This is a genomic window from Streptomyces sp. Edi4 (assembly GCF_040253615.1).
In the GTDB taxonomy this organism is placed as follows: Bacteria; Actinomycetota; Actinomycetes; order Streptomycetales; family Streptomycetaceae; genus Streptomyces.
In genome coordinates, this window is sequence record NZ_JBEJGY010000004.1 from 2,142,292 (window position 1) to 2,155,595 (window position 13,304).

Below are 13,304 nucleotides of genomic sequence, written 5' to 3' on the forward strand. Positions count from 1 at the left end.
GTTCGGTGTCGGGTGTCCTGAGGGTGTCAGTCGTCCAGGAGCGAGCGCCCCATGAGGACGTCGTCCACGTACGCGCCCTCGATCAGGAACTCACCCGGCTGTACGCCCTCCACGACGAAGCCCTCCCGCTCGTACAGCGCGCGGGCGGGGGCGTTGTGGCCGAGCACCCGCAGGGTGATCCGGGTGGCGCCCTCGGCGCGGGCCGTCTCGCAGGCGGCGCGCAACAGGGCGCGGCCCACGCCCCGTCGGCGCGCCGACGCGTCGATCTCCAGGCCCTGGATCTGCCGGACGTGGCGGTTGCTGGGCAGCGGTGTGGGCGGGACCACCCGCACGAAGCCGGCGATGTCGCCGTCCACCTCGGCCACGAGGTAGTGCCCGGGCTCGTGCCGGTCGTCGAAGAAGGGCTCGTACGGCGGTACCGGGCGCGGCGCCACGGCGTGCAGCGGGGACCAGGCCTCCCGGGTGAGCACGCCCAGGCGGTCGCCGTCGGAGTGCCGGGCGGGGCGTATGAGCGGGAGCGGAGAAGTACGGGACTTGGTATACGACTCGGGCATGCCGCCACTGTGCCATGGAGGCCGCGGCGCGCGAGGATGTCAACCATGAAGATCGCGGTGACGGGTTCGACGGGGCTGATCGGTGCGGAGCTGGTGCGCTCGCTGCGGGCGGACGGGCACGAGGTGCTGCGCCTGGTGCGGCGCGCGCCGCGGGGGCCCGACGAGGTCGCGTGGGATCCGCTGCGCCAGTACGTGGACGCGGCGGGCCTGGCCGGCTGCGAGGGGGTGGTGCACCTGGCCGGGGCGGGGGTGGCCGACCGGCGCTGGAGCGCCGCGTACAAGAAGGAGATCCGGGACAGCCGGGTGCTGGGCACCGCCGCGCTCGCCGAAGCGCTCGCCGGCCTCGACACCCCGCCGAAGGTGCTGGTGAGCGGGTCGGCGATCGGCTACTACGGCGACACGGGCGAGCGCGTGGTGGACGAGTCCGCTCCGCCCGGCGACGGCTTTCTGCCCTCGGTGTGCGTGCAGTGGGAGGAGGCGGCCGAGGCGGCGCGGGAGGCGGGCGTCCGTACGGTGTTCGCGCGTACGGGGCTCGTGGTGGCCCGCCGGGGCGGGGCGTGGGCCAAGCTCATCCCGCTCTTCCGGGCGGGACTCGGGGGGCGGCTCGGCAGCGGGCGGCAGTACTGGTCGTTCATCGCGCTGCACGACGAGGTGGCGGCGCTGCGGTTCCTGCTGGACACGGAGTCCCTTTCCGGGCCGGTGAACCTGACGGCGCCTCAGCCGGTGACGAACCGGGAGGTCACGGCGGCGATGTCCCGGGTCCTGCGCCGCCCGGCCCTCCTGCCCGTGCCGGCCCCGGTACTGCGGGTCGCGCTGGGCGAGGCGGCGGGTGATGTGCTGGCTGGGCAGCGGGTGGTGCCGGGGCGGTTGCTCGAAGCGGGCTTCAGGTTCGCGTTCCCCACCGTGGAGGAGGCGGTACGGGTGGCTGCCGCCGGCAATTGAGGATGCTGGTCCGCAGCCGGGGTCCCTGGGGCTCCGCCCCAAACCCCGTTCGGCCTGAACGGCCTCGTCCCAATCGCCGGACGGGCTGGGTATGCCGATGCGGGCCGGCCCAAGCCCCGCCAGGGGCGCGGGGAACTGCGCGCCCAGCCACGCACGGTCCGCACCCGGGGTCCCTGGAGCCTCGCCCCAAACCCCGTTCGCGCCTGAAGGGCGCTCATCCTCAAACGCCGGACAGGCTGAGGTTGCCGATACTGGCCAGCGCCGGATAGTCAGGGGCGCGGGGAACCGCGCGACCAGCCCCACGCGACCCGCACTCGAAAACCGGCCTCCCGGACAGGCCGAGGCCTCCCATCCGGGCCAGCGCCGGATAGTCAGGGGCGCGGGGAACTGCGCGACGACCAGCCCCACACAACCCGCACTCGAAAACCGGCCTCCCGGACAGGCCGAGGCCTCCCATTCGGGCCAGCACCGCATAGTCAGGGGCGCGGGGAACTGCGCGACCAGCCACGCACGGTCCGCACCCGAAAACCAACCCCCGGACGGGCTGAGGTACGCCGGGTGGGCCAGCACCCGCCCCGCCAGGGGCGCGGGGAACCGCGCGACCAGCCCCACGCGACCCGCACTCGAAAACCGGCCTCCCGGACAGGCCGAGGCCTCCCATCCGGGCCAGCGCCGGATAGTCAGGGGCGCGGGGAACTGCGCGACCAGCCACGCACGGTCCGCACCCGAAAACCAACCCCCGGACGGGCTGAGGTACGCCGGGTGGGCCAGCACCCGCCCCGCCAGGGGCGCGGGGAACCGCGCGACCAGCCCCACACAACCCGCACTCGGAAACCGCCCCCGGACGGGCCGCGGCCGGCCCGGGCCGAGGGGCGGGCCCCTTCCCGCGCACCCCCGGAGGGCCCCGTGCGCCCGCCGTGCCCCAACGCCCACCCCCGCGCGCGACGCCCCACCCCACCCCCCATCCCTACTCTCTCCTCGAACTCCGGCATTCCGTGGGCCAGTTGGGGGCATGAGGCCTCCACCTACCGCGCCTACCTCGGGGAGGGCCACGTGCTCAGCACCGCACATCACGCGGACGTACTCATCGTGGGAGCCGGGCTCGCGGGCCTGTCAGCCGCGCATCGGCTGACCGGCGCGGGAGTCACGGTCAGCGTTCTGGAGGCGGCCCCCGACGTCGGCGGCCGCATGGCGACCCGCTCCGTCGACGGCTTCCGGCTCGACCGGATCGGGCAACTGCTCTCGACCTCCTACCCGGACCTGACCCGCACCCCGGGCCTGGAGGACCTGCCGCTGCGCCCGTTCGCACCCGGCGTCCTCGTGCACAGCGAGGGCCGCCACTACCGGGCGGGCACGACGGGGAGCGCACGGGGCGCACTCGCCGCAGCGCGCGCCCGCGCGAGCGCCCCGCGCGGCACGGCCACCCCGCTCGGCGGCGCACTGGACCAGGCCCGCCTGGGCAAGGCACTCGCCAGGCTGGCCGCCACTCCCCTGGAGCGGATCACGGCCCGCCCCGAACTCCCCATCGGGCAGGCCTTGTTGAGCCGTGGCCTGCCCGCCCGCACCCTGGACGGCTTCGTACGCCCCCTGTTGTCCGCCCTGCTCTGCGACCCCGGCCTGACCACGTCGAGCCACTGCGCCGACCTCGCGCTGCGCGGCTTCGCGCGCGGCAGGCTGTGCGTGCCGGAGGGCGGCGCGGCCACCCTGCCGAGGCTGCTCGCCGCCGCCCTGCCGCCCGGCACGGTGCGTACGGACGTGAAGGTGACGTCCGTCGCCACGACCTCGGTCACCACCGCGGACCACGGCGTGCTCGGCTGCCGTTCGCTGCTCCTGGCCACCGACGCCCCGGCCGCCGCCGCGCTCCTGCCGGGCCTCAGGGTCCCCGCCTTCCACCCGCTGACCGTGCTGCACCACACCGCGCCCCGCGCCCCGCTCGCCGATCCCGCGCTGCTCCTGGACGCGGACCGCGGCGGCCCGGTGGCGTACACGTCGGTGATGAGCGAGGTCGACCCGAGCCGGGCCCCGCGGGGCCGGGCCCTGATCACCTCGGCCGTACTCGGCACTCCGCCGGACGACGTGGAGCGCGCCGTACGGCGCCAACTGGCGCGCCTGTACGCCACGTCCACGTCCGACTGGGAGCTTCTGGCCCTGCACCACACCCCGCAGGCCGTGCCGTCGATGCCCGCCCCGCACGATCTGCGCCGCCCGGTCCGGCTGCTCGCCGGCCTGTATGTGTGCGGCGACCACCGCGACACCAGCACCGTGCAGGGCGCCCTGTACTCGGGGCGCCGCGCGGCCGACGCGATCCTCAGTGATCTGGGCGTCCCGTCCTGGCAGGCGAGGCCGGAGGTGATCCGCAAGGCGGCCTGAGCCGGGGCGGGCCCCTTCACCCCGCGCCCCGCACCCCGCGCCCCACGCTCCCTCACCCCAGCGCGGCCACCCGGTCCCGGTAGGTGCGGACCGGGGCCGCGTCCCGGTACGGCTCGAGGCGGCGCTCGAAGTCGCGTACGTACTCCACCGCGCGCGCCGAGCGCATCTCGCTCGCCTGCTGGGCCGCCTCCGCGCCCAGCGCGCACGCCTGGTCGAGTTCGCCGAGTCCGAGCCGCGCGGTGGCGAGTACGACCCGGCAGAACAGGCGCGAGCGGGCGTACGCGGGGGCGCGCAATTGCAGCGAGCGCTCCGCGTGCTGCGCGCAGGCGCGGTACTGCTGGAGGTCGCGGTGGCAGTGGCCGAACTCGTCGGCGAGCTGCGCCTCGTCGAAGGAGCGCGCCCAGTGCGGCACGTCGTCGCCGGGCCGCGCGCTCTCCAGGGCCCGCTCGGCCCGCGCGAGCGAGGCGGTGCACGCCCGCACCTCGCCGAGCACCCCGTGCCCGCGCGCCTCCACCGCGTTGAGCAGCGACTGCACAACGGGTGGCGCCGCCGATCCCACGCCCTGCTGGGCGACCCGGGCCAGCTGGACCGCCTCGCGGCCGTGCCCGAGGTAGACGGCCTGGCGGCTCATCGTGACCAGCACATACGAGCCGTACGCCCGGTCGCCCGCGGCCTGCGACAGCCGCAGCGCCTGCACGAAGTAGCGCTGGGCGAGCCCGTGGGCGGCGATGTCGTACGAGGTCCAGCCGGCCAGCCGCGTCAGGTCGGCGGCGGCCGCGAACAGGCGCCGCCCCACGCTCTCGCCGTAATGACCGCGCAGCATCGGCTCGGCCTCGTGCTCCAGGTAGCGCACCAGGGCCTGACGCGCGTGGCCGCCGCCGTAGGCATGGTCGAGGGTGCGGAAGAGTTCGCCGACCGAGCGGAGCGCCGCGATGTCTCCGCTGGTCACGCGCTGTCCCGGGCCCCGGTCGGTGGTCCGCTGGCGGGGCACGGAGGGGCGGCCCTGGACGGGGACGCGCGTGGCGCCGCCCGGCGGGGCGGGTTCACCCCGTCCCACCCGGTCGTCGGCCCGCCCGATCAGCCAGTCCCGGCTCGGGACCACCAGCCCCGCCGGGGTGAAGGCGATCTTGCGCAGTTCGGCGTGGCTGCCCGAGTCCTTGCGCCACAGGCCGCTGACGATGTCGATGGCCTCCTCCGGCGTCGCCGCGAACTCCAGGCCCGCGTACACCGGCGCACACGCGTCGAGCCCGAGGTCCTGAGCGGAGAGCCGGCGGCCGAGCCGGCGGGTGAACACCTCGGCGATCAGCGCGGGTGTGGTGCCGCGCGGCTGCTGGCCGCGCAGCCACCGCGTGACCGAGGTCTTGTCGTAGCGCAGGTCCAGGCCGTGCTCGAGCCCGAGCTGGTCAACGCGGCGGGCGAGCCCGGCATTGGAGAACCCGGCTTCTGCGATGAGTGCGGCGAGCTGGCGGTTGGGGGTGCGCTGCGAGGGTCGTTCCGTCATCAGCTCTGCGTTCTCCTGCCTTCCGGGCCAAGCGTGCAGCCCTCATGGAACGGCGAGAATTTAGCGGTCAATACGGCCGGTGCCGCCGCCTCGGCCCCGCATTCATCCGATCGTGTGGTGACGTGCCGTTTCTGCCGGGCCCAGGGGGCGTGCGGAGGGTGTCGAACACGGTCGTACAGTGAATGAGGACGCGCACCGATCGCGTGCAGCAGGGTCCAAGGGGTTCCGAGAGGTTCGACAGGGGAGCTGGCGTGAACGAGCTGCGATGTGTCCGGCTGGGTTTCGGCGAGGACGCGGTCGACTACCAGGAGGCCTGGGACGAGCAGCGGCGCGTGCACGCGGCCCGGTTCGCCGACGAGATCCCCGACACCTGTCTGCTCGTCGAGCACCCCCCGGTCTACACGGCGGGGCGACGCACGCAGGACAGCGAGCGCCCCCTGGACGGCACCCCGGTCATCGACGTCGACCGGGGTGGCAAGATCACCTGGCACGGCCCCGGCCAGCTCGTCGGCTACCCGATCCAGAAGCTGCCGCGCCCCGTCGACGTGGTCGCGCACGTACGCCGTCTGGAAGAGGCCCTGATCCGTACCGCCGCCGACTTCGGCGTGGAGACAACCCGGGTCGAGGGCCGCAGCGGAGTGTGGGTCCTCGGCGATCCGGTCGAGCGGCGCCCCAGGCTCGGCGGGCTTTCCCTGGACTTCGACCCGCGCCTGAACGACGACGAGTTCGACGCCCGCCTCAACGGCCCCGAGTACGCGCCCTCCAACGCCGGCCAGCGCCGCGAGGACCGCAAGCTGGCGGCGATCGGCATCCGCGTCGCCAAGGGCGTCACGATGCACGGCTTCTCCTTCAACGTGAACCCGGACAACACCTGGTTCGACCGGATCGTGCCGTGCGGGATCCGGGACGCGGGTGTGACGTCGCTCTCGTACGAACTGGGCCGCGAGGTGACCATCGCGGAGGTCCTGCCGGTGGCCGAGAAGCACCTGCGCGACGTCCTGGAGCACGCGCAGCCGGCTCCCCGGGTGATCGAGCGGGAGACCGAGCGGGCGTCGGCGTAGCGGCCCGGCCCTGAGACCCGCCCGCGCGGGGGGCGCCGCCCGAGCCCTCAGAACGAGGGAACAACGAGCGAACAGCCCGGGAATGCGGCCGCCCCCCTTCGAGTTACCCACCGGGGGGAAGCCGCACCTCACCCGAGCAAACAACGGGCGTACCCTAGGGTTCGCCGAAGAATCGAAGTCACAGGGAGCCGGACGTGTCCGCAGTCGCACCCGACGGACGCAAGATGCTGCGCCTGGAGGTCCGGAACAGCCAGACCCCCATCGAGCGCAAGCCCGAGTGGATCAAGACCCGGGCGAAGATGGGTCCCGAGTACAACCAGCTGCAGAAGCTGGTCAAGAGCGAGGGGCTGCACACGGTCTGCCAGGAGGCGGGCTGCCCCAACATCTTCGAGTGCTGGGAGGACCGCGAGGCCACCTTCCTCATCGGCGGTGACCAGTGCACCCGGCGCTGCGACTTCTGCCAGATCGACACGGGCAAGCCCGAGGCGCTGGACCGCGACGAGCCCCGCCGCGTGGGCGAGTCGGTCGTCACGATGGACCTGAACTACGCCACCATCACCGGCGTCGCCCGCGACGACCTGGCCGACGGCGGCGCCTGGCTGTACGCCGAGACGGTGCGCCAGATCCACGCGCAGACCGCGGACCGCGCCGAGGGGCGCACCAAGGTCGAGCTCCTGGCCCCCGACTTCAACGCGGTCCCCGAGCAGCTGCGAGAGGTCTTCTCCTCCCGCCCCGAGGTCTTCGCGCACAACGTCGAGACCGTGCCGCGCATCTTCAAGCGGATCCGCCCCGGCTTCCGTTACGAGCGCTCCCTCGACGTGATCACCCAGGCCCGCGACTACGGCCTGATCACCAAGTCCAACCTGATCCTCGGCATGGGCGAGACCCGCGAGGAGATCAGCGAGGCGCTCCAGCACCTGCACGACGCGGGTTGCGAACTCATCACGATCACCCAGTACCTGCGCCCCTCCGTGCGCCACCACCCCGTAGAGCGCTGGGTGAAGCCGCAGGAGTTCGTGGAGCTGAAGGAGGAGGCCGACGAGATCGGTTTCTCCGGTGTGATGTCGGGCCCGCTGGTCCGCTCCTCCTACCGCGCCGGGCGCCTGTACCAGCAGGCGATGGAGGCACGGAGCGCCGCCACCACGGCGTGAGCCGCACGCCTCGCGCGTGAACCGGGCGGGCTCCGCGTGAACCGAGCGGGCTCCGCGTGAACCCGCTCACAAGCTCCTAATGATCGGTAGACGCCGCGCCGACGCGGCTCGTACCGTCCCCGCAGGTCGGGGCACGCGTACGGGCCGCGTCGGCGTTTTCCGGGCCCGCGTCAAGGTTTCATTGGGGTTTGACCGCTTCGACACGCCCTGGTAACACCAAACAGTGACGATGGCTCTACGCACCGCGCACACTCCCAGCACCCCATCCGCCCGTTCCCGACTTCCGTCCCGAGGGGGGACCTCGACGATGCAGGCCGCTACCGCTCAGCAGACCGTGCGAGCCACCACGCTTCCGTCCGTGACCGGCGCCCTGCGCGCCATGGAATCGCTCCTCATCGGCTCCGGTCAGCGCACCGCCCGCCGCAACGCCTGGACGGCCGTTCTGGAGGACCGCCGCCGGGCCAAGGACCGGGTCGAGGCGCAGCACGTACTGGAGGCCGTGGCCACCCGTCACCCGTAGGCCACGTAAACTTCCTGGTATGGCGAGGAAGGCAACCGCAGAGAGCGCTGCGAACGATGCGAATGCGGGGCGACTGAAGCAGATCGCCCTGACCTACAAGATGACCCGGAAGGCCGATTCCAAGATCGGGCTGGTCATCGCCGGCGTGGGAATCGTCGTCATCGGCGTCTTCCTCGCGATCGGGTTCCTGCTCGGGCACCCGGTCTACCTGGGCATTCTCGGCCTTCTTGTGGCCGTGCTCGCGATGGCGATCGTCTTTGGACGGCGTGCCGAGCGGGCGGCCTTCGGCCAGATGGAGGGCCAGCCGGGCGCGGCCGCGGCCGTGCTCCAGAACATCGGGCGCGGCTGGACCACCACCCCGGCCGTGGCGATGAACCGCAGCCAGGACGTCGTGCACCGGGCCGTCGGCCGGGCCGGCATCGTGCTCGTCGCCGAGGGCAACCCGAACCGGGTGAAGTCCCTGCTGGCCGCCGAGAAGAAGAAGATGGCCCGCATCGTCGTGGACGCCCCCGTCCACGACGTGATCGTCGGCGACGGCGAGGGCCAGGTGCCGCTCAAGAAGGTGCGCACCACGCTCCTGAAGCTGCCCCGCGTCCTGTCGGGCCCGCAGGTCACCGCGGCCAACGACCGGCTGCGCGCGATGGGCGACCTGATGAGCAACATGCCGCTGCCGAAGGGTCCGATGCCCAAGGGCATGCGGATGCCACGCGGCGGAAAGACGCGCTGACCCTCACCACCTCGTACGCGAACGAACATTTCGTACGCGAACGAAGGCGGCCCGGACCGAGATGGTCCGGGCCGCCTTTTCGTGTCCGGTCTGCCGGTCTTCGCGTCCGGTTGTCTCCGTGTCCGGCCGGGGTCAGATCCTGACCTGGACCGCGCGCGCGAGGCGGTCGTGCAGGCCCCGGCCGTCGCGGTCCCAGATCAGCGCGGGGATGGCCAGGCACAGCAGGACGGTGCGCACGGCGACCCGCACGATCCCGAGCCGGCCGCCCTCCTCCGCGACCACACGCAGGCCCAGCAGCCGCTTGCCGGGGGTGGACCCGACGGTCCCCACGGTCAGCACGCCGAGCAGGAAGAAGACGAGGAGCGCCCAGTTGTTGGCGGCATGCGTGTTGCCGTGGGCGATCAGCTGGTAGGCGATCAGGGCGCACAGGGCCCAGTCGATGAAGATGGCGCCGAAGCGCCGGCCAAGGGGGGCCACCGAGCCGGGCCCGTCCTTGGGCAGACCGAGCCGCTGGCCCCGGTAACCGAAGTCGACACCCATGTCCTCGGCAGCCGCGCGGGGCCCCGAGAGCCACGATCCCATTGCTTGCCTGTTGTCCACGGCTCCCACGGTACTGCGCCCGTTTTCGATCAGTTCGGCCCGGGTCGGTCTTGGGCGGTCGTCACCTGGCCGGTTAACTTGGGCGAAACAAACGGGTCACGCTTGAGAAATGCCGTCTGCCTATGGTCGGGTCCAGCGTGTGCCACCGCAATGGCCGCACGACCGAGCCGCAACCCCGCCCCCTCCCCGGGTGGGAGTAGGAGGAGTTGGATGTTCCAGAACGCCGACGACGCGAAGAAGTTCATCGCGGACAACGACGTGAAGTTCGTCGACGTCCGGTTCTGCGACCTGCCGGGCGTGATGCAGCACTTCACGATCCCCGCGAAGGCGTTCGACCCCGCCGAGGAGCTTGCCTTCGACGGTTCGTCGATCCGCGGCTTCCAGGCCATCCACGAGTCCGACATGGCGCTCCGCGCGGACCTGTCGACGGCGCGCGTCGACCCGTTCCGCCGGGACAAGACGGTCAACATCAACTTCTTCATCCACGACCCGATCACGGGCGAGCAGTACAGCCGCGACCCGCGCAACATCGCCAAGAAGGCCGAGGCCTACCTCGCCTCGACCGGCATCGCGGACACCGCGTACTTCGGCCCCGAGGCCGAGTTCTACGTCTTCGACTCGGTACGGTTCGAGACCTCCGCGAACCAGTCCTTCTACCACATCGACTCCGAGGCCGGCGCCTGGAACACCGGCTCGGAGGAGAACAACCGGGGCTACAAGGTCCGCTACAAGGGCGGCTACTTCCCGGCCCCGCCGGTCGACCACTTCGCCGACCTGCGCGCCGAGATCTCCCTCGAGCTGGAGAACTCCGGCCTCCAGGTCGAGCGCCAGCACCACGAGGTCGGCACGGCCGGCCAGGCGGAGATCAACTACAAGTTCAACACGCTGCTGGCCGCGGCCGACGACCTGATGCTCTTCAAGTACATCGTGAAGAACGTCGCCTGGCGCAACGGCAAGACCGCGACCTTCATGCCGAAGCCGATCTTCGGTGACAACGGCTCGGGCATGCACGTCCACCAGTCCCTGTGGGCCGGCGGTGACCCGCTCTTCTACGACGAGCAGGGTTACGCGGGCCTGTCGGACATGGCGCGCTACTACATCGGCGGCATCCTCAAGCACGCGCCGTCGCTGCTGGCCTTCACCAACCCGACGGTGAACTCCTACCACCGCCTGGTCCCCGGCTTCGAGGCCCCGGTCAACATGGTCTACTCGCAGCGCAACCGCTCCGCCGCGATGCGCATCCCGATCACGGGCTCCAACCCGAAGGCCAAGCGCGTCGAGTTCCGCGCGCCGGACCCGTCCTCGAACCCCTACCTCGCCTTCTCCGCGCTGCTGCTCGCGGGCCTCGACGGCATCAAGAACAAGATCGAGCCGGCCGAGCCGATCGACAAGGACCTCTACGAGCTGGCCCCCGAGGAGCACGCGGGCGTCCAGCAGGTCCCGACCTCGCTCCCGGCCGTCCTGGACGCGCTCGAGGCCGACAACGAGTACCTTCAGGCCGGCGGTGTCTTCACCTCCGACCTGATCGAGACGTGGATCGACTACAAGCGCACCCACGAGATCGCCCCGATCCAACTGCGCCCGCACCCGCACGAGTTCGAGCTGTACTTCGACCTCTAGGAGCGGGGCCGGTTCCCGGCCCGCATCCTGACGCAGCGTCAGCTGCGGCGAGGCCGCCGCTCCCCACCGGGGCGGCGGCCTCTCGCGTTTTCGGCACCGTCCTCATCACCCGACCCGCATGTCATCGGTCAGAGCAAGCGCCAGAATCCCTTGAAGACGCGCGACACCTTCGCGGACCTGGAAGCGGTGCTCAGCCATGCGGCATCCTTCTCAACGCTCGCTCGCGTCACTCCCGCCACCCCTTTACTGTTGTGGGCGGGAACCAGGTGGTCCGTCATCATTCTCAGGGCCAGTCGCACCATGGACACCCTCAGAATTCTGGCCGCCTCAGGCTGGGACACCCGCTCCTCATCCCGGCACTGAACGGGGGAATTACTCCAACGCTTGGTGACGCTCGGATAAGAACGCTCAGCCATGACTACTATTCCCTAACTACCCGCAGTCGGCCCTGCTTGGACGCGACGTAGTAATGAGCGCCGAGCCCCACGGCATAAAGCGAAGCCGCTGGGGCCCCCGCCTACCGGCCGCTGTTCACCGCCGCCCCTGACGCCAACGGCGACGGCAAGCCCGACATCTGGTCGAGCGGCGACGACGCGAAGCTGTACTTCTACGACAACAGCGTGGGCTCCGGCACCGCCGTCGGGAGCGGGGGGTGGGAGGCCTTCCAGCAGCTCAGCTGAGCGTCGCGGAGGTGAATGGACGCCCGTGGGGGTGCGAGGACCCGGATCCGCGTCCTCACCCTCACGGGCGTCGCGGCGCGGCAGGGGTACGCCGGCGCCCTCTACAGCACCCTCAAACCCTGGACCCCGCCCACTTCTGCTCCACCTTCCCCAGCCGCCAGTACGCCAGCGCCGCCGCCCAGACCACCACGAACAGGCCGACGATGACGAAGCCCACGTTGTCCAGGTCCAGGGCCGCTATCCAGCCGCTGACCGGGTCGGTGAGGTCGAACTTCTCGTGGACGACGCCGACCAGTTCGATGGTGCCGATGAAGAACGCGACGGCGATCGAGAGGCCGGTGATGGTGAGGTTGTAGTAGACCTTGCGCACGGGGTTGGAGAACGCCCACTGGTAGGCGAAGTTCATGAACGTGCCGTCCAGCGTGTCGAAGAGGCTCATCCCCGCGGCGAACAGCAGCGGCAGGCACAGGATGGCGTACCAGGGCAGTCCGGCGGCGGCGCCCGTGCCGGCCATGACCATCAGGGTGACCTCGGTCGCGGTGTCGAAGCCGAGGCCGAAGAGGAAGCCGAGCGGGAACATCTGGCCCGGCCGCGAGATGGACTTGGTGAAGCGGCCCAGGACGCGGTTCATGAACCCCCGCGAGTCCAGGTGCGCTTCGAGCTCCTTCTCGTCGTACGCGCCCGACCGCATCGCGCGGAACACCTTCAGGATGCCGAACAGGGCCACCAGGTTGAGCGCGGCGATGAGGTAGAGGAAGGATCCGGACGCGGTGGTTCCGACGAGGCCGAGCACCTTGTGCGCGCTGGAGTCCTCGTTCATCAGGGTGCCCGCGAGCTGTGCGCCGCCGGCCACCAGGGCCGCCATGATGACGACGACGCTGGAGTGGCCGAGCGCGAACCAGAAGCCAACGGACACCGGCCGTTTGCCGTCGGCCATCAGCTTGCGGGTGGTGTTGTCGATGGCGGCGATGTGGTCGGCGTCGAAGGCGTGCCGCATGCCGAGCGTGTACGCGGTGATGCCGAGGCCGATGCCGTACGTCTTGGTGCCGACCGCGTAGTGCGCGGGGGCCACCAGGAGGAAGAGGATGCCGAACGCGGCCACGTGCAGGGCGGCTATCACCGCGAGCAACAGGCCGGTGCGGACGGTGTCCTCGCGGCGCCAGTGGAAGGCCGGTGAGACGGCGCCCGCCTCGGCGGACGTGGGGGTGGACAGGGTCATGCGGTCACGCTCCAGCACCTCGTGGATCACTTCGTGAGATGCCGCGGCCGGTCTCCTGGCTGACGGGTGGGTGCGACCGCCCCGGCCTTCCCAGCCAGGTGGATCCTGGCCAGTGGCCCGCGAGGGGACGGCTGCTCCCCCGTAGAACTGACGGGGGAACCCGATCACAGTGGCGAGGGCCGCTCCGGTTTCCCACCGGTCTTCCCGAACACCACGGCCAGGTCACCCTAGACGCTGGAGAGTTGCCCGCACAGCTGCACAGCTGTGCAGGTATCGAAGATCACACGGCGCGTCCGCCGCAGCCGGGCCTCGTGAAGACCGGGCCCCCGGGCGGACCCGGGCTCGGACGCGCACCGCCC

General features: G+C 71.6%; 11 protein-coding genes and 1 riboswitch. Of the genes, 7 read left to right on the forward strand and 4 right to left on the reverse strand.

Annotated elements, in window-relative coordinates:
* Nucleotides 1-26 precede the first annotated feature (26 nt).
* A complete protein-coding gene (locus ABR738_RS11740; RefSeq protein WP_350229912.1) occupies nt 27-554 on the reverse strand; it encodes a GNAT family N-acetyltransferase in 528 nt (175 codons plus the stop codon).
* Nucleotides 555-590: 36 nt separating this feature from the next.
* On the opposite strand from ABR738_RS11740, the gene ABR738_RS11745 reads away from it, so the two are divergent.
* Together ABR738_RS11745 and ABR738_RS11750 are read left to right on the forward strand one after the other, a co-directional pair.
* Nucleotides 591-1,496, forward strand: a complete 906-nt coding sequence (locus tag ABR738_RS11745) for a TIGR01777 family oxidoreductase (protein WP_350229913.1) — start codon at nt 591-593, stop codon at nt 1,494-1,496.
* A 1,053-nt stretch (nt 1,497-2,549) separates the two neighbouring features.
* Nucleotides 2,550-3,866: an NAD(P)/FAD-dependent oxidoreductase gene (locus ABR738_RS11750; RefSeq protein WP_350229914.1), complete on the forward strand. Its 1,317-nt coding sequence runs from the start codon at nt 2,550-2,552 to the stop codon at nt 3,864-3,866.
* A gap of 52 nt (nt 3,867-3,918) precedes the next feature.
* Here the strand turns inward: ABR738_RS11750 and ABR738_RS11755 are convergent, their stop codons facing one another.
* Entirely contained in the window at nt 3,919-5,367 is a 1,449-nt protein-coding gene (locus tag ABR738_RS11755; RefSeq protein ID WP_350229915.1) for an NsdA family TPR-like regulatory protein, read from the reverse strand.
* 251 nt (nt 5,368-5,618) lie between these two features.
* On the opposite strand from ABR738_RS11755, the gene lipB reads away from it, so the two are divergent.
* The 4 genes from lipB (at nt 5,619) to ABR738_RS11775 (ending at nt 8,826) form a co-directional block, all read left to right on the forward strand.
* Nucleotides 5,619-6,428, forward strand: coding sequence for a lipoyl(octanoyl) transferase LipB (lipB, locus tag ABR738_RS11760; protein ID WP_350229916.1), 810 nt, complete (start codon nt 5,619-5,621; stop codon nt 6,426-6,428).
* Between the two features lie 194 nt (nt 6,429-6,622).
* Nucleotides 6,623-7,579 (forward strand): lipoyl synthase, encoded by a 957-nt coding sequence (gene lipA, locus ABR738_RS11765; protein ID WP_350229917.1) that lies wholly within the window; start codon nt 6,623-6,625, stop codon nt 7,577-7,579.
* Between the two features lie 307 nt (nt 7,580-7,886).
* Nucleotides 7,887-8,099, forward strand: coding sequence for an SCO2195 family GlnR-regulated protein (locus ABR738_RS11770; RefSeq protein ID WP_350229918.1), 213 nt, complete (start codon nt 7,887-7,889; stop codon nt 8,097-8,099).
* Nucleotides 8,100-8,118: 19 nt separating this feature from the next.
* Nucleotides 8,119-8,826: a DUF4191 domain-containing protein gene (locus tag ABR738_RS11775; protein ID WP_350229919.1), complete on the forward strand. Its 708-nt coding sequence runs from the start codon at nt 8,119-8,121 to the stop codon at nt 8,824-8,826.
* A 132-nt stretch (nt 8,827-8,958) separates the two neighbouring features.
* Here ABR738_RS11775 and ABR738_RS11780 read toward each other — a convergent pair whose 3' ends face one another.
* Nucleotides 8,959-9,426, reverse strand: a complete 468-nt coding sequence (locus ABR738_RS11780; RefSeq protein WP_350229920.1) for an RDD family protein — start codon at nt 9,424-9,426, stop codon at nt 8,959-8,961.
* Nucleotides 9,427-9,636: 210 nt separating this feature from the next.
* On the opposite strand from ABR738_RS11780, the gene glnA reads away from it, so the two are divergent.
* The gene (gene glnA, locus ABR738_RS11785) at nt 9,637-11,046 is read left to right on the forward strand and encodes a type I glutamate--ammonia ligase (RefSeq protein WP_350229921.1); all 1,410 of its coding nucleotides are present in this window, start codon (nt 9,637-9,639) and stop codon (nt 11,044-11,046) included.
* Nucleotides 11,047-11,838: 792 nt separating this feature from the next.
* Here glnA and nicT read toward each other — a convergent pair.
* Nucleotides 11,839-12,945: a Nickel transporter NicT gene (gene nicT / locus ABR738_RS11790; RefSeq protein WP_350229922.1), complete on the reverse strand. Its 1,107-nt coding sequence runs from the start codon at nt 12,943-12,945 to the stop codon at nt 11,839-11,841.
* A 28-nt stretch (nt 12,946-12,973) separates the two neighbouring features.
* Nucleotides 12,974-13,176: riboswitch (cobalamin riboswitch) on the reverse strand.
* Nucleotides 13,177-13,304 lie beyond the last annotated feature (128 nt).